The sequence below is a fragment of the Halorubrum miltondacostae genome, assembly GCF_041379815.1.
In the GTDB taxonomy this organism is placed as follows: Archaea; Halobacteriota; Halobacteria; order Halobacteriales; family Haloferacaceae; genus Halorubrum; species Halorubrum miltondacostae.
Map to the genome: position 1 here is coordinate 17,042 of NZ_JBEDNY010000007.1, position 20,856 is coordinate 37,897.

Sequence of the window (20,856 nt, forward strand, 5' to 3'; positions counted from 1 at the left end):
TTGGGGGACTCGCTTTTTCTGGCCTGAGGGCGTCGCCGTGCGGCCGGACCCGGAAGCTTATCAGCGAAACCCGACAAGGCCGGTGTAATGGACGAAGGGGATCGGCCGACGGACTCCGGTGGGTCGGCCGGTCGAGACGAAGGCGAGGAGACTGATTCCGGGGAGAACCCGGACGAGGCGGCCGACGATCCGTTCGACGGAGAGCCCGAACGAGCGCCCGATGAGGATCGCGAGCGGTCGCCCGACAAGACCGTCGACCGGGCGCACGGGGGCGACAAGACTGTCAACCGGGCGCACGGAGACAACGAGAACAGTCCCGAGTCGCCCGGGAGAAGGGACGTCGGAGACGGGGAGCCGAGCGGACCGGGCACCGAACCGGAACCGGAGTCGGAGCCGGAGGAGAACGAAGTGGGAGACGCGTCCGTCGCCGGCGACGGAGTCTCGGCGGATTCGGTCGATACTCCGGCTACAGCTGCGGAAGACACCGGAGGTGAGCACCAGTCCGTACCCCACGAAACGCCGGAGAGCGACAGCGAGGGGTCGCTCCTGTACCGGTTCCGTCACGACCGGGAGGGCGCGCTGATGTGGATCCGGGAGATGCTGACGAGCGTCGGCGTGGTCCTCCTCGTGGGGCTGCTCCTGTTCGGGGTTAGCGGCGTGTGGCCGCCGATGGTCGCCGTCGAGTCCGGGAGTATGGAGCCGAACATGCAGGTCGGGGACCTGGTGTTCGTCACCGAGCCCGGGCAGTTCGCGCCCGACGCGGCCGACAACGACGTCGGTGTCGTCACGCACGAGGCGGGCGAGGCCGCCGACTATCGAACGTTCGGGGCCTACGGCTCGGTGGTGATATACGCCCCGCCGGGGCGGTCCGGATCACCGATCATCCACCGCGCGATGTTCCGCGTGAGCGAGGGCGAAAACTGGTACGACCGCGCCGACGAGCGGTATCACAACGCGGTCGACTGCGGGTCGCTCGCTCACTGCCCGGCGCCACACGACGGGTTCGTCACGCTCGGCGACAACAACGAGGCCTACGACCAGGCCAGCGGCCTCTCGCCGCCGGTCAGGGCCGAGTGGGTGCGGGGCGTGGCGCGGGTCCGAGTCCCGTACCTCGGGTACATTCGCCTGATAGCGACCGGACAGGTGGAGTTGAATGAGGCGATCGCGCGGACGGTCGGGAACAGTCTCCCGCCGGCGCCGTCGGTCTCCGGAGTAGCGGACGCCGCGGCGTAACGAGAGTCGAAGCGCGGCGGCGTCGGAGATACCGGGATCGACGCGGCGTCAGTTGTCGAACCGCGCCTGGACGAACGGCTGCGCGTTCTCGATGTCGCCGAGCCGCGAGTCCGACAGGAGGACCGCCTCGGTCTCCTCGACCGGAACCGAGAGGCCCATCTCCTTCGTGCGCCCGTAGCGACCCTTGGAGACGACCACGGCGTTGACGATCCCGAGCATGTCGAGCTCGCTGATGAGGTCGGTGACGCGTCGCTGGGTCAGGACGTCGGCGTCGATCTCCTCGCAGAGCCGCTTGTAGATGTTGAACACCTCGCCGGTGTTGATATTGTGGACGCCGTTCTTCTCTAAGAGGATCACGGCGAACAAGACGATCTTGCTCTGGGTCGGGAGGGTCCGGACGACCTCGACGACGCGATCGAGTTCGATCTTGTCCTGGGCCTGCCGGACGTGCTTCTCCGCGACGATCTCGGCCTGGGAGCGCTCCGCGAGCTCGCCCGCCGTCCGGAGGAGGTCGAGCGCGCGTCGCGCGTCGCCGTGCTCCTGCGCCGCGAACGCCGCGCAGAGGGGGATCACGTCGTCGGTGAGGGCGTCGGGCTTGAATGCGGTGTCGGCGCGGTGCTGGAGGATGTCGCGGAGCTGATTGGCGTCATATGGCGGGAAGACAATCTCCTCCTCGCCGAGGCTCGACTTGACGCGGGGGTCGAGGAAGTCGGTGAACTTCAGGTCGTTCGAGATCCCCATGATGGAGATGCGCGAGCGGTCGAGCTCGGAGTTCATCCGTGAGAGGTTATACAGGGTATCGTCGCCGCTCTTCTCGACGAGCTTGTCGATCTCGTCGAGCATGATCACGACCACGCGCTCGTGGTAGTCGACCGCCTCGAAGAACGTCGAGTAGACGCGGTCGGTCGGCCACCCCGTCATCGGGACCTCCTCCATCTCGTCGGCATCGTCCTCCAGCGACTCGATGCGGTCGTCGAGGTCGTCGACCGAGTCGAACTCCGTGTCGGCGAGGACGGCGGCCGCGTCGCGACCGGCCGCCTCGGCGTCCGTCGCGTCGGCGCGGAGGCCTTCGAGGCGCTCCAAGTGGTCGGCGATCACCGCTTGGTTCTCCTCGATGAACGTGTTCGCGAGCTGGGCGAGGACGCGGTACTGGGTGTCTGTCACCTCGCAGTTGATATACTCGACCTCGCAGGGGACGTCGTACTTCTGCGAGGTGGATTCGAGCTCTTGGGAGACGAACTTCGCCGAGGCCGTCTTGCCCGTCCCCGTCTTCCCGTAGATGAGGATGTTGGAGGGAGTCTCGCCGCGCAGCGCGGAGACAAGGATGGTGGCCATCCGGTTGATCTGGTCGTTGCGGTGGGGGAGCTCGTGCGGAGTGTAGGAGGGCCGCAGGACCTCCTTGTTCTCGAAGATTGGCTCGCCGGAGAGGAGGTCGTCGAACAGGCCATGGTTGTCGTCGCCGTCGTCGAGGACGACGCCGTCGAAGTCGACGTCCGGCGACGACCGGTCGCGGCCGCCGTTGTCGAGTCCCGCCGTCTCGGACCCGGCATCGGTCGACAACGAGTCCCCGTCGCTCGACGGCGAGTTCTCGTCGGTCCCGGATTCGCCGAGGTCGACGCCCGAACCGGACGGGTTCGCCTCCGGGGAGCCGATACCGGAGTCCGTGTCGCCGTCGAGATCCGAGTCGGGGTCCGTCCGGATCGGAACGTCGGGGTCGAACTCCTTCGCGTCGGAGCCGGCGACCTCTGCCCCCTCGGCTTCGGCCGCGGAGTCGTCGGCGTCGCGAGCCGAATCCTCGGTCGACGCGGCCTCCTCGGAGTCGCTACTGGGCTCCGAGTCGTCGCCGTCCTCCGGGTCGATGCCGCCGTCGGCCCGCGGTGTGTTGTCGCCTTCGTCCATGTGAACCCCTCCGTTTCGGGTGGAGACGGCCGGGTAAGACGCTTCAGACGCCGTCTCCAGCCCGAAATGCGGACTTGCGGTCGGGATGGATACCGACCGCGTCCAGTTGATACAGTCGAACCAGATGAAGAGACGGTACAAAAGTGTTCCTCTCTGGAGTTGAAACGACCCCCTCTCCACCACAGTCGAGGCGGACTAGACCCAATTTATACCGAGCAATAGATTGTATTTTCTGGTCGGAAAATTGATATTATGGGCGCGCTACCGGGCCGGTTCGAAGCGCCTCGAGATTGGTATCCGGTCGTTCGGGTCCAGGACGCCTACTGTCGTTCGCTCGAACACCCCGACACGCGTACTGTCTTCACCTGAGTCAACGTAATCAAATTGGTACTTCCGTTCACAGGTCACGGCTCGTCGGCCTTGCCCAGTGACCGTTCCCGTCGTTTCGACGTGAAATCAAGGGGAACCCCCACACCCCTTCGTTTCGGGTGGAACGTCGATTGGGTGGGGTGGGGGTCGTGAGGCGTAATTGTATAGCGGTGGTTTTATTATATAATATTTAGAATAGTACCCTCGACAATCCCTCTCAGATTATATTATAGCTATTAGAGTTATTTTATAGTTGAGCCAAAACGAATATTTGTTTGGGAACGGATCGAGACGACATCGACCCCGGCCGCTCATCATACCCTCCGGACCGTATCGGCCGTTCCAGTTGAAACGAAGGGGTGGGGGGCTACAACCGACCCACGGTAGAAACGGATCCTCCGTGAGGACGGCAGGGACAAATGATACCGACGACACCGATATCCCCGGAACGGGCAGTCCAGCCATCGGCGAAAAGACTCGGGATGGCGTCACCGTCCTCGACCGCTCAACGGCTGTCGAGGGGAGTCTCCGCACTACTGGACGTCGTGGCACGCGAGGTTGACCCTCGAACCCGAGCCGAGTAACGAGAACCGAGCAGACGTTGTCCGGACTCATCGCGCAGTCGGCCGACCTCTTCCCACACCTCGCGCCGGCCGACCTACTCGGTCCGTTCGAGCGACTCCAGAACGAACTCGTCGATCGCCTCCCGCGCCTCTTCGGGGGCGTCCTCGTGACCGAGCGAGATCCGCCGTCCCCGGGCGGCGTGGATCACGTCGGTCACCAGCTGGCCCGTGCGCTCGGCGTCCACGTCGCGGAAGACGCCCTCCTCGATGCCCTCCTCGACGACCTCGACGATGCTTCCGCGGACGTGGTCGTAGTACTCGTTGAACACCTCTCGGTGCTGCTCGTCGTTCTGCGCCTGCGTGTACAGTTCGTGGTACACCTTCATCCGGTCCCAGTGGCTGAACTCCTCGAACTCGGGGCCGAACAGGCACTGGTCGATCCGGGCGCGGAGCTCGGTCCGCGGGTCCGCATCGCTCTCGACGACCACGCTGCCCTCGTACTGGTCGATGATGTGTTCGAGGAACGAGGACATGAGGTCGTACTTCCCGTCGAAGTGGTAGTGGATCACCTGCCGCGTGAGGTCCATCTCCTCGCCGATGTCCCGCATCCGGAGGTCCTTGTACCCGTGTTTGCGCAGCGCCCGGAACGTCGCCTCCATGATGACCGCCTTGGTGTCCTTCGAAGACACCGCCCCTCCGCCGGAACTGTCGGTCCCCTCGGCACCGCCGGAACCACTGGACTCGCCAGAACCACTGGACTCGCCGGAGTCATCCTCGCCGGCGTCGGCGTCGCTCGCCGGAGAATCGACGGATTCGCTCGCCGGTTCCCCCTCTGGTTCGCTCATACGGACTCTCCGCGTGTGAGACACATAATACGGTTGCTCCTCGCCCTTCTCCGACCGGTTACATTCTCTCACCCTCGTTAACAGCTATCATTGATGTCCCGACGCCGGACCTCCTCCTTCCGTTCGTCTCCGGGACACCGTCGGCCACCAACCTCGGTATTTTCTCTTGGCGACTAACGCGCGCGGCGAGCATGACCTCCGGTCGGTTGCGATCACCTCGCCTTCCCCGCCCACGATCACCTCGCCTTCCCCGCCCGCGATCACGCACTCACATTCTCTGGAGGGCTCCCCCGACACCGGATTTCGGGTTCGTCCGGCGCCGACGCTCCGGATCGGGGATGTCTGACGCAGTTCTTAAGTGAGAGCGGCGAACACTCTACCGTAATTCCCCGAACGGGCGTCGAGCGCTCGGATCAAACGGCGTCGCGAAACCACCGCGGTGTTCGGGTAACCACACACGGACTGGAGGTCAGGATGGGACTGCTCACGAATCTCAGAGACAGCATATCGCGGGTCACGGACGGCCTGTTCGCGGCCGACGAGCCCAAGCGGATCGGGATCTACGGACCGCCGAACGCCGGTAAAACGACCCTCGCAAACCGGATCGCACGCGACTGGACGGGTGACGCCGTCGGGCCCGAGAGCCACATCCCGCACGAGACTCGCCGGGCCCGCCGGAAGGAGGACGTCGAGATCGAGCGCAACGGGCGCAAGGTCACCATCGACATCGTCGACACGCCCGGCGTGACGACGAAGGTCGACTACAAGGAGTTCTTGGACCACGACATGGAGAAGGACGACGCCGTCCGCCGGTCGCGCGAGGCGACCGAGGGCGTCGCGGAGGCGATGCACTGGCTCCGCGAGGACGTCGACGGCGTCATCTACGTGCTCGACTCGACGACGGACCCGTTCACGCAGGTGAACACGATGTTGATCGGGATCATCGAGTCGCAAGACCTCCCCGCGCTCATCCTCGCGAACAAGACGGACCTGGAGGGGTCGGATGTCCAGCAGATCGCGAACGCCTTCCCGCAACACGAGACGATTCCGCTGTCGGCGCTGGAGGGTGACAACATGGACGAAGTGTACACCAAGATAGCGGAGTACTTCGGCTAATGGCCGGCCCGAAAGCCAACGTCGACGCCGCGGACGACCCGGACGACGGCGACGACGGTGTCCGGATCGACATGATAAGCGGCGCGCGGATGGAGGGGCTCACGGGCATGGAGAAGATCCGACTCATCCTCGACGGCGTCCGCGAGGGCAACATCGTCATCCTCGAAGAGGGGCTCTCCCCGGACGAGGAGTCGAAGCTCATCGAGGTGACGATGACCGAGATCAGCCCCGACGACTTCACCGGCATCGAGATCGAGACGTACCCCAAGGCCGAGGCGGGCGACCAGAGCTTCCTCGACAAGCTGATGGGCCGCGAGTCGACCCAGAAGCTCACGGTGATCGGCCCGGCGAACCGGATCGAGACACTCCACAAAGACGAGAACCTCATCAGCACACTCGTCTCCCGCAAGTAGATGCCCCACCAGTGTACCTCCTGCGGGCGGACGTTCCCCGACGGCTCCAAGGAGATGCTGTCGGGTTGTCCCGACTGCGGCGGGAACAAGTTCCAGTTCAAGCCTGCCGGCGCGACCGACGACGCGCCCACCGGGCAGACCGAACCCGCCGCCAACCAGACCGGATCCGCCGCAGACTCGTCCGGATCACCCGGCGAGGCGTCCGGATCTCCCGCTGACCCGGCCGACGGGTCGCGACCGACCCCCGACGAGGCCTCCGCGCCGACCGCGGACGACGCCGACGCCGAGCGACGGTCGAGCGACCCCGCGGACGCGACGCCGACCGACCCTGAAGCGAACGCCGACGCCGCCGAATCCGACGGCACCGAGCAGATCGCGGACCGAAGCGATGAGGACACCGCGCAGGCGAGCGCGCGCTCCGAGGTCGTCTCGCCGGACGAGCTCGACCGCGCGAGCCGAGACGTCGAATCCACCGAGACGCCGCCGGCCGAGGCGGAACCACAGCCGGGGATCGACGCCCTCCGCGACGAGCTCAACGACCAGTTCGAGAGCATCCGAATCGTCAGTCCGGGGCAGTACGAGCTCAACCTGATGGAGCTGTACGACAGACAGGAGTATATCATCTCCCTCCAAGAGGACGGCCGGTACGTCATCGAGATGCCCGACGCGTGGGGCATCCAAGACGAGTAACGCTGTCATTCCCGTTCCGCGAGCCGGACACCGGTCCGTGAGCCGAGCGTTGCTCCGGGAGACGAACGCTGCGCCGCTTTTGCCCGCTGTGTCTCCAGTCGTCGACTCCGGTGATCGATCGTCGCAGTCTCGCCGCCGGAACCCCGCCATATCGGGCGATTCGATACTTCGGGCGACCCTTGTCGAAGAAGATACTGTTATCCGGCTTCCTCCGCTACGGGGTCGCATGTTTACCGATCGCTCTCGCCGACCGGGCCGGAACTCCGGTCCCGATCCGGGCCGTGCCGTTCCGACCGCGCGAGGTCGACCGCCCGCCGGTACCCGACCGCCTCGGACCCACCGCGAGGGAGCCGCATGCGCGTAGTCGCGAAGTTCGGGGGGACGAGTCTCGGCAGCGGCGACCGGATCGAGCGCGCGGCCGACTCCGTGGCGAGCGCAGTCGCGGCCGGCCACGAGATCGCGGTCGTCGCGAGCGCGATGGGCTCGACCACGGACGACCTCCTCGACGACATCACCTTCGAGACGGACGACGCCGACCGCGCGGAGATCGTCTCGATGGGCGAGCGCACCAGCGTCCGCATGCTCAAGGCCGCGCTGTCCGTCCGCGATGTCGACGCGGTCTTCCTCGAACCCGGCCACCCGGACTGGCCGGTCGTCACCGACGAGCTCGGCGAGGTCGACGTCGCGGAGACGAAGCGACGGGCGCGGGAGATCGCGGCCGACATGGACGGGGTCGTCCCGATCATCACCGGGTTCCTCGCCGAGGATCACGAGGGGAACGTCACCACGCTCGGCCGGGGCGGGTCGGACACGACCGCCGTCATGCTCGGCAACTACATGGACGCGGACGAGGTCGTGATCGTCACCGACGTGGAGGGCGTGATGACCGGCGACCCCCGCGTTGTCGAAGGCGCGCGCAACGTGGGCGAGATCACCGTCGACGAGCTGCGGAACCTCTCGTTCCGCGGCGCCGAGGTGGTCGCGCCGTCCGCGCTCTCGTACAAGGACGAGGGGCTCGCGGTCCGGGTCGTCCACTACCAGCACGGGGACCTCCTCCGCGGCGGGACCCGGATCGAAGGCGAGTTCGAGAGCCTGATCGACATGCGCGAGGAGCCGCTCGCGTGTCTCACCATCGCCGGACGGGCGATCCGCAACCGCCCCGGAATCCTCTCGGAGCTGGCGAGCGCGCTCCGCGCCGAGGAGATCAACATCGACGCGGTCGCCTCCGGGATGGACTCGGTCACCTTCTACGTCGATGTCGACGTCGCCGAGACCGCCGAGGCGCTGCTCCACGAGGCAGTCGTCACCGACGAGGCGCTCTCCTCCGTCACCGTCGCCGATCCCATCGCGGTGATCCGCGTCACGGGCGGCGAGCTCCCCAACCAGTCGGGCGTCATCCAGGACATCATCGCGCCCATCGCGGACGCCGGGATCAACATCATCGACCTGATCACGAGCGCCACCTCCGTCGCGGTGTTCGTCGACTGGGACGACCGCGAAGAGGCGCTCGAAATCGTTCAAGACCGCTTCGACTGAGCGACGCGGCTGCGATAGGCGCACGAATTCGAATCGCTTGTACTCCTCGGGGGAGCCTGACCCGCACCTTCGCCCGAGCACTCCGACGGCCCACCGAGCTCGGAGCCTGACCGGCTCCGATATTCAGGCGCTCTCTTCAGGATCGAACCGGTACCGCGTCGTCGCCGACCCCTCGATCCGCGGCCCGGAGCCCGCCGCCTCGAAGCCGACCGCGTCGACCACGTCTTGGCCGACCCCGTCGGCCGGGACGATGGCCTCGACAGCCATGCCCTCTCGTTTCGCGAAACCGATCGGCTCCTCGAACAGTCGCTCGACCGCACCCGCGGTGCCCTCGAAGTTCGTCACGTGGACCGTCCCGTCGCGCACGTCGAACGCGACGAATCCGTCGACCGCGTCGATCGGCGTGTCGTCGCCGCCGTCGTCGTCCCCCTCGTCACCGTCGCTGTTCCGGTTCGACGGCGAGGCCCCTTCGTCGGGCTCCGACGCGGCGTCGTCCGTCACCGCGACGCGAACCGACCGGTCGTGGATCATGTTCTGGACGACGCCGCGGGGTCGGTCCGTCATCGACCCGATGGCCGCGGCGTCGGCCTCGACCGCGTCGCGAACTCGCATACGTGCGTACTCTCGTCCGACTTCATAAAATCGCCGCACGGTTGGCGCCGACCGGATGATTTTAACGAACGGCGGACGCAATATCTCGCATGTCCAAATCGACCCAGATCGTGGTTGGCACGGTCGGCATCTCGGCCGTCCTCTCGGCGCTCATCATCCTCTCGTACGTCCTCGGCTGATGTTCTCCTCACGGCCGCTCGACGACGACCTCGCCGCGGTCCGCGACCGCTACGCGCCCGGCTCGCCCGTGCTTGACGTCGAGTCCGACTTCGAGACGCTCCCGCCCGCCGCCGCGGAAGATCTCGGCCTCTTCGTCGACGCGCTCGACCCCGCGTCGTACCCCGCCGAGTGGCTCCCCGAAGCGGTGCCGGACCTGCTCGGCAAACACGCCGGCCAGGCGTTCACCGTCGGCCTCCCCGGCGACGGGACCGTCGTCAGGACCACGCAGACCGACCCGCCCGCCGTCCTCGTCAAGCGGCGCGCGGAGGGGACACCCGAAGACTTCCTCGCGTTCCTCGTCGCCGAGCGCTTGGTCCAGATCGACTGCGACCCGGCTCCGGGCGCGGTGAGCGGCGGGGACTCGACCGGCCTCCCCGAGACGTTCCTTCCGTTCTTCGGCGAGCGCTACCGCGACCTCGACGCGGCGATCCGCCGCCCCGACCCGGAGACGGGGGCGTCGACGACGGTTTTCGGCCCGACCGACGTCTTTCAGGTCGCGAACGCCCTGTTCGACGCGTGGGTTGGGCTCCACACCCGCGACGCGTTCGCGTCGTGGGAGTCGGAGCACCCCCGCCTGTACGACGCCTGGGCCGACGCTGGCGAGCGGCTCTCCGGCCGGCTCGACGATCTCTCCGGCGAGGTCGCGCGTGGCGACACGGAGTTCCCGAGCGCGACGGAGTACGCCTGCTCGGCGGTGAAACACGGCCTCGACCTCCCGGCGCCGTACGGGGCGCTCGACACGACCGCCTACAGGGACCGGGGCGCGCCCTACGCGGTTGCGTGGGCGGAGAAGACGTTCGCGGCGCTCGTCGACGACGAGGAGTGACGGGCAGCCCGGTCGCGGCGACTCCCGTGCTCAGACGTCGACGATGACGGTGCCCTCGCCGTCGAGGTCGATGACGCCGTCGAACAGCTCTCGGAACCGGTCGAGCGTCGCGACCTCGTGGACCTCCTCGGAGAGGTGGAAGATCCCGACCGCGTTGTGCTCGTCGAGGAGGTCGAGGATCTCGGCGGCGGCCTCGTACACCGCGTCGTCGTCAGCGTAGTAGGCCATCTCGGTGAGCGAGTCGACGGAGACCCGGCGCTTCCCCTCGTTCTCGGTGAGGAACCGCTCGACGCGGTCGACCACGCCGTCGAGGTCGTCCGGCGCCGAGACGTAGTAGACGTCGTCCGCGGTGCGGCGGGAGTAGCCGCGCTCCACGGAGAGCGTGTCGAGGATGGTCGCCTTCGTCTCGTCGACGTCATAGTACTCCAGCTTCTGTTCGACCTCCCGCGCGGTCGTTCGGGTGGAGACGACGAGGAACGCGTCCGTGTCGGTCTTCAGGAAGTCGGTGTCGATCCGGTCCGTCTCGCCGATGCTCGGGTGGACGAGCAGGAGCCCTGTCCCGCCCGGTATCGTTTCCGGCCCGTTCTCGACGGCGAGGGAGTAGTCCATGCGATCGGCACTCGCCGGATCGACTTAACGGTGCGGGCCGGCGCAGTCCGAGACCGGCGGACGCGGCCGGGTCGCTCCCCCCGCGTTCCCCCCGCCGCTCGTCGCCCGGCGGCCCTCTGCCCCCTTCGTTTCGACTGGAGATCGCGACGGCCGCGCGGCCGCCGGTCGGTTTTTTTGCCCCGCCCGCCGTCAGTGCGTCCGATGCCCGGTCACGACTCGGCGCGCGACGTCTACCGGCAGGCCCTCCCGGTGATATCGGTCAGCCTCATCGCGGGGCTGTTTGCGGGGACGATCCTCGCCTCCGAGACGATGCGCGCGAACATCGCGGAGGTCCCCGGGCTCCTCCTGTTGCTCCCGGCGTTCCTCGCCACCCGCGGCGGGGTGTACGGCTCGCTCGGCGCGCGGCTCTCAACCGGGCTCCACCAGGGGATCATCGAACCGCGATTCCGGCTCGACCGACGGCTCACGAACGCGGTCGTCGCCTCCTTCCTGAACGGGATGACCGTCTCCGTGTTCATCGCGGTCGTCACCTACGCGACGCTCGTCCTGTTCGGCGACGGCGGGAGACTCTTCCAGCTGGTCGGCGTGATGGTCGTCGCCGGCTTCCTCTCCGCCGTGCTCATGATCACGGTGCTCATCGCGGTCATCTTCCTCGGCTACCGCCGCGGGCTCGACCCCGACAACGTCATCGGGCCGGTGGTGACGACGCTCGGCGACGTGTTCGGCGTGTTCTTCCTCTTGATCGGCGTCGCCGCCGTGGGGGCGGTGTCGTGACCGACTCCGCACCGAGCGCGGTCGACGAGTGGTCGGTCCGCCGGATCGTTCGGACGATGATCCCCCTGCTCGCCGCGCTGTCGGTGCTCCAGATCGTCTCCGGGACCGTGCTGGAGACGTACGAGGCGGTCCTGCTTCAGTACCCGGCGCTGCTCGTCTTGGTGCCCGTCCAGATCGGAACGGCCGGCAACCTCGCGTCGATCACCTGCTCGCGGCTCACGACCCAGCTGTACCTGGGGACCTACGAACTCAGCCCGTCGAACCCGGCCCTCCGGGCGAACGCGGGGGCGGTGTTCGGGCTCGCGGCGACCGTCTTCGGCGCCGTGGGGATCGCTGCGTGGGCGATCGGGCTCGCGCTCGGCGGGTCGCTCGCCCTCGGCCGGGTGCTGCTGATCTCGCTGGTCTCCGGCCTCTGTCTCGCGGTCCTCGTCGTCGTCGCCAGCGTCGCTGCCGTCGAGGTCTCGTACCGCGTCGGGCTCAACCCGGACGACACGACGATCCCCGTGGTGACAAACCTCTGTGACATCGCCGGCGTGCTGATCCTCTTCGCGGTCGTCTCTGTCGTAGTGTGAGTGCGGTCGGGGACGGCGGCGCGACGGCGGCTGCGCCCCCACGCCGCGCCCAGTCAGAACACGCTGTCGGCGGTCGCCGCGCCGACGACGCTGAACACCGCGCCGACGGAGACCGCTTTGAACGTCGTCGCCCACAGCTCTCGCCCGACCACGCCCTGTTCGATCAGGAACGTGTCCGGCGCGTCGAACAGCACCGCGAGCACGAGGACGGAGCCGAACGCGACGGTCATCAGCGAGAGGAACCGCACCGGAATCCCGGCGATGTCCTGCTCCGATTCCGGGTCCCTGTCGGTGTCGGCCCGATACAGCGCCGCGTAGCCGATCAGGGCGACGATACCGGCGACCAGCGCGCCTTGGATCCAATTCATTCCCGCGGCCAGCACCCACACCTCCTCGGTGACCACGAACGGGCCGGCGAGGAGGAACCCCCCGACCGCCTGCTGGGCGGAGTCCGCAAGGCGGAAGTTCGGTCGACGGAGCGACCGCGGTCGCTTCATACCCGCGACCGGGACGGGAGCCGGTAAAACACCGCCGTTTTTCACCGCTCTCCACGTTCGGTCGGTATGAGCGTTCGCGAGGAGTTCGACGAGTGGGCGGCGACCGGGAAGGACCGCGGGATGGAGGACAGACACTGGCACACCGCGAAACACGTCCTCGCGCGCATGCCGGCCGAGGAGGGCGACGCCGTCCTCGACCTGGGCACCGGATCCGGCTACGCGCTCCGCGCGCTCCGCGAGCGGGGGATCGGCCGCGGCTACGGCCTCGACGGCGCGCCGGAGATGGCCCGCAACGCCCGCGGGTACACCGACGACGACGCGGTCGGCTACCTCGTCGGGGACTTCGACGAGCTCCCCTTCGCCGACGATTCGTTCGACCACGTCTTCTCGATGGAGGCGTTCTACTACGCGGCCGACCCGGTTCACACGCTCGAAGAGGTCCGGCGCGTGCTGAAGCCCGGCGGCACCTTCTACTGCGCGGTCAACTACTTCGCGGAGAGCGAGACGACCCACGCGTGGCAGGAGAACATCGCCGTCGAGATGACGCTGTGGTCGCGCGAGGAGTACCGCGCGGCGTTCCGCGAGGCCGGCCTGTACGTCGCCGAGCAGGACGCGATCCCGGACCGCGAGGTCGAGATTCCCGAGGCGTCCGAGTTCCCGGTCGACGGCTACGAGACCCGCGAGGCCATGGTCGACCGCTACCGGACGTGGGGGACGCTACTGACGGTCGGCGTCGCTCCCTGATCTGGGTTTCTACGTACTTGCCGGTGGCGTGGTGATCGGCTCCGAGTTTCTGGTCGAACATCTATCGCTGGACACCCGCGGGTTGAGCGTGAATACCTCCGAAGCCCCGCCCACGAGGCTGGCGCACGCTCGCTGCGCTCCTCGCTCGTTCGCTCCGCTCACTCGCTGTGGTGCTTACATCGCCTGCGCCAGCCTCGCGGCCGCCCCTTCGAGCCCCGCCCCGCACGGCAACCGCACCTCGCGCCTCCCCAGCCTCATCGCGGTCGCCGTGGGCGACCGCGACTCCCTCGCACGCGCTCCTCGTGGCCTATCGGCCACTCGGAGGCGCGCGCCACCGCGGAGTATCTCTCAGGTGCGCCGCTCTCGGCGGTCGCGGTCACGCATCTCGGGAGCCCTCACCGCCCCGTTCCGACGGTTTAAATCGTGACGGAGCCCAGACTCCGGTAATGGAACCGAGTTCGCTCTCCGGGCTCCCCGCCGGCGTTGGCGAGGCGCTCGAAGCGGAGGGCGTCGCGGAGCTGTACCCGCCACAGGAGGCGGCGGTCGACGCGGGCGTCACCGACAGCGAAAGCCTCGTCGCGGCCGTGCCGACCGCGTCCGGCAAGACGCTTATCGCCGAGCTGGCGATGCTCTCCTCCGTCGAGCGCGGCGGCAAGGCGCTGTACATCGTTCCGCTGCGCGCGCTCGCAAGCGAGAAGAAAGCCGAATTCGAACGCTGGGAGGAGTTCGACGTCACCGTCGGCGTCTCCACGGGCAACTACGACTCCGACGGCGAGTGGCTCGCCAGCCGCGACATCATTGTCGCCACCTCGGAGAAAGTCGACTCGCTCATCCGCAACGGGGCCCCGTGGATCGACGACCTCACTTGCGTCGTCAGCGACGAGGTCCACCTCGTCGACGACTCGCACCGCGGCCCCACCCTTGAGGTGACCCTCGCGAAGCTCCGCAAGGTGAACCCCGGCCTCCAGACGGTCGCGCTCTCGGCGACCGTCGGCAACGCCGACGTCATCGCGGACTGGCTCGACGCCGAACTCGTCGAGTCCGACTGGCGACCGATCGAGCTCCACACCGGCGTCCACTTCGGCAACGCGATCAACTTCGACGACGGGAGCCAGCGCGAGGTGCCCGTCGAGCGCGGCGAGGACCAGACCGCGAAGCTGGTCGGCGACGCCTTAGACACCGAGGAGGACGGCCAAGGCGGCTCCTCCCTCGTCTTCGTCAACTCCCGGCGCAACGCCGAGTCGTCGGCCCGCAAGCTCACCGACGTGACGGGCCCGCGGCTCACCGGCGACGAGCGCGACCGCCTCCGCGAGCTGGCCGACGAGATCCGCGGCGTCTCAGACACCGACACCTCCGAGGACCTCGCCGACGCGGTCCAGCAGGGGTCGGCGTTCCACCACGCCGGCCTCGCGAGCGAGCACCGCAGCCTGATCGAGGACGCCTTCCGCGACCGCCTCATCAAGTGCGTCTCGGCGACGCCGACGCTCGCGGCCGGCGTCAACACTCCCGCCCGCCGCGTGATCGTCCGCGACTGGCGGCGCTACGACGGGGAGTTCGGCGGGATGAAGCCGCTCGACGTGCTCGAAGTCCACCAGATGTGCGGCCGCGCGGGCCGCCCCGGCCTCGACCCCTACGGCGAGGCGGTGTTACTCGCGAACAACGCCGACACTCGCGAGGAGCTGTTCGAGCGATACGTCTGGGCCGAGGCCGAGCCGGTCCGCTCGAAGCTCGCCGCCGAGCCAGCCCTCCGCACTCACGTCCTCGCGACGATCGCGTCCGGCTTCGCCGCCACCCGCGACGGGCTGCTCTCGTTCCTCGACAACACCCTCTACGCCACGCAGACCGACGACGAGGGGCGGCTCGCAGCGGTCACGGACACCGTCCTCGACTACCTCGAAGTCAACGGCTTCGTCGAACGCGACCGCGACGGCGGGCGCGAGGGCCTCGCCGCGACCGGGATCGGCCACACCGTCTCGCGGCTCTACCTCGACCCGATGAGCGCGGCCGAGATCCTCGACGGGCTCCGGACCGTCGCGGACGACGCGGTGGCGGGGGAGAGCGACGAGTTCGTCGCGGCCGACGATCCGACCGCCGACGCCCCCGACGCCGGCTTCACGACGTACACCCGCGCCGGCGAGGACGGAACGGACGGCGACCCCTCCGAGGAGCCGGCGTCGGGCGACGACTCCACCCCCGTGGTCACCCCGCTCGGCCTCTACCACCTCGTCAGCCGGACCCCCGACACCTACGAGCTGTACCTCAAGTCGGGCGACCGCGAGGAGTACACCGAGGTCTGCTACGAGCGCGAGGCGGAACTCCTCGGCGATGTCCCCTCCGAGTACGAGGACGTGCGCTTCGAGGACTGGCTCGCCGCGCTGAAGACGGGCCGCCTGCTGGAGGACTGGGCGAACGAGGTGGACGAAGACCGGATCGCGGAGCGGTACGGCGTCGGCCCCGGCGACATCCGCGGGAAGGTCGACACCGCCGAGTGGCTCCTCCGCGCGGCCGAGACGCTCGCGCGCGACGTGGAGGGGATCGACGGCGACACCGTCGTTCAGGTGCGCGAGGCCCGCAAGCGGCTGGAGTACGGGGTCCGCGAGGAGCTGCTCGACCTCGCCGGCGTCCGCAACGTCGGTCGCAAGCGCGCCCGCCGCCTCTACGAGGCCGGTATCGAGAGCCGCGCCGACCTCCGCGAGGCGGACAAGGCGGTCGTCCTCGGCGCGCTCCGCGGCCGCGAGCGCACCGCCGAGCGGATCTTAGAGAACGCCGGCCGCGAGGACCCCTCCCTCGACGGCGTCGACCCCGACAGCTCGGCCTCCGCGGCGGCGACCGCGGGCGCGGACGCCGACGGCGACGGCGACGGACAGGCCAGCCTGGGTGATTTCGGATGACCGACTCCGCGGCCGGCGGCGACGGGGTGCCAGCGCCCGACCCCGCGGTCCGGCTCGTCGCCGGCACTTTCGCGATCGACGACCTCGACGCGTTCCTCGCCGACCTCGACGCGGTCGCGGCCGAGACCGGCGCGGTCGTTCAGGCGTTCGACGCCGACCTCGTCGTCTCCGCGACGCAACTCCGCGAGGCGGCGCGGCTGGCGGCGCGGGCGATCGCTCGCGGCGAGGCCGTCGCGCGCGACCCCGGGGTCGAGGTACTGCTGTACGCGGCCGGACGCAGACAGATCGACCGAGCCCTTGAGCTCGGGGTCTCCGCGGGCGAACGGCGCGCGCTCGTCCTCGCCGCGGGCTTCGGCGACGTGCCCGGTGTCGAGCGCTCGGCCGCCGACCTTGACGCGGCCGTCGACGGTCTCCAGTCGCTCGCGACCGACTCGTCAGCGATCCCGAGCGGCGACGACCGTTTGGCCGAGTTCGACGAGGACCGCGTCCGCGAGTTCTACGGCGTCACCGACCGCGAACTCGCCGCGACGAATGGCGACCTCGCCGACGCGGTCCGCGAGCGAGTCGCGCTGCTGGACGTCGAGAAGTGAGTCGCGTCCGAACCCCTATTGACCCCTTCGTTTCGACTGGAAACTGCGGGACGGGGATGCCTCTCAGTTCTAGTCGAAGCGAGACGCGAGAGAAGTAGTCCATCCTGGATTCGAACCAGGGTCGTTGCCCCCAGAAGGCAACAGGATTGGCCACTACCCCAATGGACTGCCCACTTATCGATAACCAGTACGTGTTTGTAAGCGTTGCGCGTTGCGCTCGCCGTGCGATCAGTTGGCGAGACCGCGGGGCCGCCTCGCCGCTCGGATCGCGTTCGTGCGCACATCGACGCGTTTTAACCGACCGAATCCGCACGAAGCTGTATGTACGTCGGACGATTCGTCGTCGTGGCGCCCGGGGTCGGCGGCTACCGCGTCTCCTCGCGCTCGTTCCCGAACCGCCGCGTCCGCGACCGCGACGGGACGCTCACCGTCGGCCCGACCGCGGACGCGCCCGAGACGGACAACCCCTACGTCTCGTACAACTGCGCCAGCCCGGTCGAGACCCCGACCGGCGAGCCGCGCGCGGTCCTCGGGAACGGCTCGCACGTCGACCCGATCGCCGAGAAACTGGAGCGCGGCTACCCCGCTCGCGACGCGCTCGCGTCGGCGCTGCTCGCGCTCGACTTCGAGAAGGACGACTACGACACGCCACGCGTCGCCGGCGTCGTCGGCGCGGAGTCGGCGACGATCGGCACGGTCCGCCGCGACGCGCTGCTCGTCGAGGCTGTCGAGGAGCCCACCGTGGTCGCGACCTACGAGACGGACTCCCCCGAGCCGTACGACCTGACCGCGACGGACGCCCCGTCGGTCGCGACCGAACTGCTCGGCGCCGACCTCGAACACCCAGTCTGCGCCGCGGGCGCGACGGTCGACGACGGCGGCGTCTCGCTCGCGTTCGACAACGGCGAGGACTGAGCGACGACGGCGAGCCCGGCCCGTCGCTCCCCGTCCCCGCCGCCGCCCGCCTTTCCGCCTCCCGACGCCTTTTGCCTCCCCCGTCCGACCCACACCCATGGAGCCGATCACCGCCGCCGACTACCACGACATCGCGGTCCCGTCCGACCCCCGGCTCTCGCCGGACGGGGACCACGTCGCGTTCGTGCGCCGACAGCCGAACGACGACGACAGCTACGAGACGACGGTGTACGTCGTCGACGCCGCGGGCGAGGGCGATCCGCGGCGGCTCACCCTCGCCGAGGGCGCCGACTCCGAGCCGCGCTGGAGCCCCTCGGGCGACCGCATCGCGTTCACCTCCACCCGCGGCGCGGCCGACGACCGCCAGCAGCTGTGGGTCCTCCCGCTCGACGGCGGCGAGGCCCGCCGCGTCACCGACGTGGTCGGCGGCGTCTCGTCGATCGCTTGGTCCCCGGACGGCGAGCGGATCGCATTCGTCCAGTCCGTGACCGCCGACGACCGCGAGGCCGACCGCGACCTCGCCGTGCCGGACGACTACGAGCCCGAGGAGCACCCGGACCCCCGGGTCATCGACCGGACCGTCTACCGGGCCGCCGAGCGCCACTTCGACGGCCGGCGCCCCGGCGTGTACGTCGTCGACGCGGACGCGACGGTCGGCGGCGTCACCGATCCCGACCCGGCCGAGTCCGGCGCGGTCAGTCGAGTCACCGACCGCGACGCCGACTTCGCCGCCCCGTCGTGGGGCGACGCCGACACGCTGTACTACACCGAAGCGGTGGGCGACGACCCGGACGACTCCGTCGAGATCGCGATCCACGCGCACGACTTCGACGCGGAAGAGGCCGAGCGCGTCCACACCACGACCGGCTGGGGCGCCGCCCTCGCGGCGACCGCGGACGGCCGCGTCGCGTTCACGCACGCCGAACCGGAGCAGGTGTCGATGCAGCCGACGGACCTCCGCGTCCTCGACGCCGAGTCGGGCGCGGTCACCGACCTCACCGGCGGTATCGACCGCGGTCTCGGCCGCGGGACGACCCCGCAGTGGGGGCCGGCCGACGAGACGCTGTACTTCGCGACGCCCGACGAGGGGAAGACGGCGCTGTGGCACGTTCCCGCCGACGGGAGCGCGGACCCCGAGCGCCTGCTGCGGCCGGGCACGATCTCGGGTGCGACCGTCGGGGGCGACGCCGAGGGGGGCCCCGAGTCGGTCACCGTCGCGTTCGCCGCTAGCGAGTGGGACCACCCGGGCGACGCGTTCGCCTACGACGCCGCGGCCGACGAGACGACCCGGCTGACCGAACTGAACGCCGACTACCTCGACGAGCGCGCGGTCGGTGAACCCGAGGCGCTCAGCTTCGAGTCCGCCGACGGCGTCGAGATCCAGGGGTGGCTGCTGACCCCGCCGGCGGGAGTCGGCGACGCCGACGGCGAGTCCGCCGACGCGGACGGGCAGTATCCGCTCGCGGTCGAGATCCACGGCGGCCCGCACGCGATGTGGTCGACCGCCGGGACGATGTGGCACGAGTTCCAGACGCTCGCGGCCCGCGGCTACGCCGTCTTCTGGTCGAACCCCCGCGGCTCGACCGGCTACGGCGAGGAGCACATGCAGGCGATCGAGCGCGACTGGGGCGCCGTCACCATGCGCGACGTGATGGCGGGCGTCGAGACGGTCGCCGACCGCCCGGAGATCGACGACTCGAACGCGTTCGTCACCGGCGGCTCCTTCGGCGGATTCATGACCGCGTGGGCGGTCGGCCAGACGGACTACTTCCGCGCGGCCGTCTCCCAGCGCGGCGTCTACGACCTCACCGGCTTCTACGGTTCGACCGACGCGGCCTACAAGCTCGTCGAGGGCGACTTCGACACGGTGCCCTCGGCGGAGCCGGAGTGGCTCTGGGAGCAGTCGCCGACCGGCCACGCCGACGCGGTCGACACCCCGACGCTGCTGATCCACTCCGAGGACGACACCCGGACCCCGATCTGTACGGCGGAGCTGTACCACCGGCTCCTCCGGAAGAACGGCGTCGACACGCGGTTCGTCAGGTACCCTCGCGAGGGCCACGAGCTCTCGCGGTCCGGCGAGCCGGCGCACGTCGTCGACCGGATCGAGCGGATCGCGCGCTGGTTCGACGGCTACTCCGAGTACCACGACGCCGAGCGCGCGCTCGACCGCCCCGAGGACGACGGGCTGAGCGCCGGGGAGGAGTCCGAAGAGTCCGACGCGTAGTCGCCCTCGCGCCCGAAGCTCAGCGCCCGTCCGGGTCGAACCCGTCGATGGCGTCGTGGACGTCGGCGACCCACTCGTCGAGCGCGTCGTGGAGGCGGCGCTTCGCCTCGGGGACCGGGATCGCGGTGTACTGGTAGACGTACCCGCCGGAATCGAGGAGGCGACGCCGCCGCTCGACGAGCCCCTTCTCCCGTAACGTCGACAGCGAGCGGTTGACGTTCGACCGGTCTCTGTCCAGCGCGTCGGCGAGTTCGGCGACGGTGCTGCCCGGGTACTCCAGCAGCGCGAGATACGCCCGGCTCTCGTGGTCGCGCACGCCGAAGACACAAGAGAGGACGTGCTCGAACGACGGCGAGCGGTCGCCGACGAGGTCCTCGATCTCGGGGTCGCTCATGCGACTCGGTTCGCGCGCGGCGTGGTTAAATGTCGGTCTCCGCGCGCGAAGGCGTCACTCCCGAGATGCGTAGCCCATCTGGTCGATACAGCCTCGCATCCCCGACTCGTCGGCGTGCCGGTGGAGGTTCGTCGGCGTGTCGCAGTGGTACGTCTCCCCGTCGTACCGGAGGGCGACCTCGTGGCTCGCGCCGGCGACCTCGACGTCGACGAGGATCCGCTGCCCGTCGTTGAGCGCGTCGATGAGTTCGTCGACGGACAGCTCTCCCGCCTCGACCCGGAGTACCTCGCTCATGGACGTGATTCGGCGGTCCGCGAGTTAA

The 20,856-nt window shown here is 69.0% G+C and carries 21 protein-coding genes; 14 read left to right on the plus strand and 7 right to left on the minus strand.

Annotated elements, in window-relative coordinates; translation table 11 throughout:
- The first annotated feature begins 87 nt into the window (after positions 1-87).
- Positions 88-1,233, plus strand: a complete 1,146-nt coding sequence (locus tag ABNG04_RS15595) for a S24/S26 family peptidase (RefSeq protein ID WP_371163302.1) — start codon at positions 88-90, stop codon at positions 1,231-1,233.
- Positions 1,234-1,281: 48 nt separating this feature from the next.
- Here ABNG04_RS15595 and ABNG04_RS15600 read toward each other — a convergent pair whose 3' ends face one another.
- A complete protein-coding gene (locus tag ABNG04_RS15600; RefSeq protein ID WP_371163303.1) occupies positions 1,282-3,132 on the minus strand; it encodes a Cdc6/Cdc18 family protein in 1,851 nt (616 codons plus the stop codon).
- Between the two features lie 1,027 nt (positions 3,133-4,159).
- Positions 4,160-4,723 (minus strand): TetR family transcriptional regulator C-terminal domain-containing protein, encoded by a 564-nt coding sequence (locus ABNG04_RS15605; protein WP_371163446.1) that lies wholly within the window; start codon positions 4,721-4,723, stop codon positions 4,160-4,162.
- Between the two features lie 660 nt (positions 4,724-5,383).
- Between ABNG04_RS15605 and dipA the strand changes: the two genes are divergently transcribed.
- The 4 genes from dipA (at position 5,384) to ABNG04_RS15625 (ending at position 8,664) form a co-directional block, all read left to right on the plus strand.
- Positions 5,384-6,025: a divisome-positioning GTPase DipA gene (gene dipA, locus ABNG04_RS15610; protein WP_297886245.1), complete on the plus strand. Its 642-nt coding sequence runs from the start codon at positions 5,384-5,386 to the stop codon at positions 6,023-6,025.
- Complete coding sequence (gene dipB, locus ABNG04_RS15615) at positions 6,025-6,438, plus strand: divisome-positioning protein B (RefSeq protein WP_297886247.1); 414 nt, start codon at positions 6,025-6,027, stop codon at positions 6,436-6,438. The genes dipA and dipB overlap by 1 nt, the downstream gene beginning before the upstream one ends.
- Complete coding sequence (locus ABNG04_RS15620; RefSeq protein ID WP_371163304.1) at positions 6,439-7,128, plus strand: OapC/ArvC family zinc-ribbon domain-containing protein; 690 nt, start codon at positions 6,439-6,441, stop codon at positions 7,126-7,128.
- 354 nt (positions 7,129-7,482) lie between these two features.
- Positions 7,483-8,664: an aspartate kinase gene (locus tag ABNG04_RS15625; RefSeq protein WP_371163305.1), complete on the plus strand. Its 1,182-nt coding sequence runs from the start codon at positions 7,483-7,485 to the stop codon at positions 8,662-8,664.
- A gap of 123 nt (positions 8,665-8,787) precedes the next feature.
- On the opposite strand, the gene ABNG04_RS15630 is transcribed toward ABNG04_RS15625, so the two are convergent.
- Entirely contained in the window at positions 8,788-9,276 is a 489-nt protein-coding gene (locus ABNG04_RS15630; protein ID WP_371163306.1) for a hypothetical protein, read from the minus strand.
- Between the two features lie 89 nt (positions 9,277-9,365).
- On the opposite strand from ABNG04_RS15630, the gene ABNG04_RS18095 reads away from it, so the two are divergent.
- On the plus strand, positions 9,366-9,455 hold the full coding sequence (locus tag ABNG04_RS18095) for a hypothetical protein (RefSeq protein ID WP_445972126.1): 90 nt from the start codon (positions 9,366-9,368) through the stop codon (positions 9,453-9,455).
- On the plus strand, positions 9,455-10,321 hold the full coding sequence (locus ABNG04_RS15635; protein WP_371163307.1) for a DUF7089 family protein: 867 nt from the start codon (positions 9,455-9,457) through the stop codon (positions 10,319-10,321). Before ABNG04_RS18095 ends, ABNG04_RS15635 begins: the two co-directional genes overlap by 1 nt.
- 30 nt (positions 10,322-10,351) lie before the next feature.
- Here the strand turns inward: ABNG04_RS15635 and ABNG04_RS15640 are convergent, their stop codons facing one another.
- On the minus strand, positions 10,352-10,930 hold the full coding sequence (locus tag ABNG04_RS15640; RefSeq protein WP_371163308.1) for a DUF7090 family protein: 579 nt from the start codon (positions 10,928-10,930) through the stop codon (positions 10,352-10,354).
- A 201-nt stretch (positions 10,931-11,131) separates the two neighbouring features.
- Between ABNG04_RS15640 and ABNG04_RS15645 the strand changes: the two genes are divergently transcribed.
- Together ABNG04_RS15645 and ABNG04_RS15650 are read left to right on the plus strand one after the other, a co-directional pair.
- Positions 11,132-11,704, plus strand: coding sequence for a magnesium transporter (locus tag ABNG04_RS15645; RefSeq protein WP_371163309.1), 573 nt, complete (start codon positions 11,132-11,134; stop codon positions 11,702-11,704).
- A 56-nt stretch (positions 11,705-11,760) separates the two neighbouring features.
- Positions 11,761-12,276, plus strand: a complete 516-nt coding sequence (locus tag ABNG04_RS15650) for a magnesium transporter (protein ID WP_371163447.1) — start codon at positions 11,761-11,763, stop codon at positions 12,274-12,276.
- 53 nt (positions 12,277-12,329) lie between these two features.
- Here ABNG04_RS15650 and ABNG04_RS15655 read toward each other — a convergent pair whose 3' ends face one another.
- Positions 12,330-12,773 (minus strand): DUF2391 domain-containing protein, encoded by a 444-nt coding sequence (locus ABNG04_RS15655; RefSeq protein ID WP_371163310.1) that lies wholly within the window; start codon positions 12,771-12,773, stop codon positions 12,330-12,332.
- 66 nt (positions 12,774-12,839) lie between these two features.
- On the opposite strand from ABNG04_RS15655, the gene ABNG04_RS15660 reads away from it, so the two are divergent.
- The 5 genes from ABNG04_RS15660 (at position 12,840) to ABNG04_RS15680 (ending at position 20,140) form a co-directional block, all read left to right on the plus strand.
- Complete coding sequence (locus ABNG04_RS15660) at positions 12,840-13,517, plus strand: class I SAM-dependent methyltransferase (protein WP_371163311.1); 678 nt, start codon at positions 12,840-12,842, stop codon at positions 13,515-13,517.
- Between the two features lie 446 nt (positions 13,518-13,963).
- Positions 13,964-16,408 carry an ATP-dependent DNA helicase gene (locus tag ABNG04_RS15665; protein WP_371163312.1) on the plus strand — a complete coding sequence of 815 codons (2,445 nt, stop codon included), beginning with the start codon at positions 13,964-13,966 and terminating at the stop codon, positions 16,406-16,408.
- Positions 16,405-16,998, plus strand: a complete 594-nt coding sequence (gene cgi121, locus ABNG04_RS15670; RefSeq protein WP_371163313.1) for a KEOPS complex subunit Cgi121 — start codon at positions 16,405-16,407, stop codon at positions 16,996-16,998. The genes ABNG04_RS15665 and cgi121 overlap by 4 nt, the downstream gene beginning before the upstream one ends.
- A 321-nt stretch (positions 16,999-17,319) precedes the next feature.
- The gene (locus ABNG04_RS15675) at positions 17,320-17,913 is read left to right on the plus strand and encodes an IMP cyclohydrolase (RefSeq protein WP_371163314.1); all 594 of its coding nucleotides are present in this window, start codon (positions 17,320-17,322) and stop codon (positions 17,911-17,913) included.
- A 97-nt stretch (positions 17,914-18,010) separates the two neighbouring features.
- Positions 18,011-20,140: a S9 family peptidase gene (locus ABNG04_RS15680; RefSeq protein WP_371163315.1), complete on the plus strand. Its 2,130-nt coding sequence runs from the start codon at positions 18,011-18,013 to the stop codon at positions 20,138-20,140.
- Positions 20,141-20,159: 19 nt separating this feature from the next.
- Here ABNG04_RS15680 and ABNG04_RS15685 read toward each other — a convergent pair whose 3' ends face one another.
- Positions 20,160-20,534 carry a helix-turn-helix domain-containing protein gene (locus ABNG04_RS15685; RefSeq protein ID WP_297886081.1) on the minus strand — a complete coding sequence of 125 codons (375 nt, stop codon included), beginning with the start codon at positions 20,532-20,534 and terminating at the stop codon, positions 20,160-20,162.
- 54 nt (positions 20,535-20,588) lie between these two features.
- Positions 20,589-20,828, minus strand: a complete 240-nt coding sequence (locus ABNG04_RS15690) for a DUF8001 family protein (protein WP_371163316.1) — start codon at positions 20,826-20,828, stop codon at positions 20,589-20,591.
- Positions 20,829-20,856 lie beyond the last annotated feature (28 nt).

Bases quoted from the DNA above. Each gene is read 5' to 3' on its own strand.
- ABNG04_RS15595 (WP_371163302.1), top strand. From the start codon at position 88: ATGGACGAAGGGGATCGGCCGACGGACTCCGGTGGGTCGGCCGGTCGA.
- ABNG04_RS15600 (WP_371163303.1), bottom strand. From the start codon at position 3,132: ATGGACGAAGGCGACAACACACCGCGGGCCGACGGCGGCATCGACCCG.
- ABNG04_RS15605 (WP_371163446.1), bottom strand. From the start codon at position 4,723: ATGGAGGCGACGTTCCGGGCGCTGCGCAAACACGGGTACAAGGACCTC.
- dipA (WP_297886245.1), top strand. From the start codon at position 5,384: ATGGGACTGCTCACGAATCTCAGAGACAGCATATCGCGGGTCACGGAC.
- dipB (WP_297886247.1), top strand. From the start codon at position 6,025: ATGGCCGGCCCGAAAGCCAACGTCGACGCCGCGGACGACCCGGACGAC.
- ABNG04_RS15620 (WP_371163304.1), top strand. From the start codon at position 6,439: ATGCCCCACCAGTGTACCTCCTGCGGGCGGACGTTCCCCGACGGCTCC.
- ABNG04_RS15625 (WP_371163305.1), top strand. From the start codon at position 7,483: ATGCGCGTAGTCGCGAAGTTCGGGGGGACGAGTCTCGGCAGCGGCGAC.
- ABNG04_RS15630 (WP_371163306.1), bottom strand. From the start codon at position 9,276: ATGCGAGTTCGCGACGCGGTCGAGGCCGACGCCGCGGCCATCGGGTCG.
- ABNG04_RS18095 (WP_445972126.1), top strand. From the start codon at position 9,366: ATGTCCAAATCGACCCAGATCGTGGTTGGCACGGTCGGCATCTCGGCC.
- ABNG04_RS15635 (WP_371163307.1), top strand. From the start codon at position 9,455: ATGTTCTCCTCACGGCCGCTCGACGACGACCTCGCCGCGGTCCGCGAC.
- ABNG04_RS15640 (WP_371163308.1), bottom strand. From the start codon at position 10,930: ATGGACTACTCCCTCGCCGTCGAGAACGGGCCGGAAACGATACCGGGC.
- ABNG04_RS15645 (WP_371163309.1), top strand. From the start codon at position 11,132: ATGCCCGGTCACGACTCGGCGCGCGACGTCTACCGGCAGGCCCTCCCG.
- ABNG04_RS15650 (WP_371163447.1), top strand. From the start codon at position 11,761: ATGATCCCCCTGCTCGCCGCGCTGTCGGTGCTCCAGATCGTCTCCGGG.
- ABNG04_RS15655 (WP_371163310.1), bottom strand. From the start codon at position 12,773: ATGAAGCGACCGCGGTCGCTCCGTCGACCGAACTTCCGCCTTGCGGAC.
- ABNG04_RS15660 (WP_371163311.1), top strand. From the start codon at position 12,840: ATGAGCGTTCGCGAGGAGTTCGACGAGTGGGCGGCGACCGGGAAGGAC.
- ABNG04_RS15665 (WP_371163312.1), top strand. From the start codon at position 13,964: ATGGAACCGAGTTCGCTCTCCGGGCTCCCCGCCGGCGTTGGCGAGGCG.
- cgi121 (WP_371163313.1), top strand. From the start codon at position 16,405: ATGACCGACTCCGCGGCCGGCGGCGACGGGGTGCCAGCGCCCGACCCC.
- ABNG04_RS15675 (WP_371163314.1), top strand. From the start codon at position 17,320: ATGTACGTCGGACGATTCGTCGTCGTGGCGCCCGGGGTCGGCGGCTAC.
- ABNG04_RS15680 (WP_371163315.1), top strand. From the start codon at position 18,011: ATGGAGCCGATCACCGCCGCCGACTACCACGACATCGCGGTCCCGTCC.
- ABNG04_RS15685 (WP_297886081.1), bottom strand. From the start codon at position 20,534: ATGAGCGACCCCGAGATCGAGGACCTCGTCGGCGACCGCTCGCCGTCG.
- ABNG04_RS15690 (WP_371163316.1), bottom strand. From the start codon at position 20,828: ATGAGCGAGGTACTCCGGGTCGAGGCGGGAGAGCTGTCCGTCGACGAA.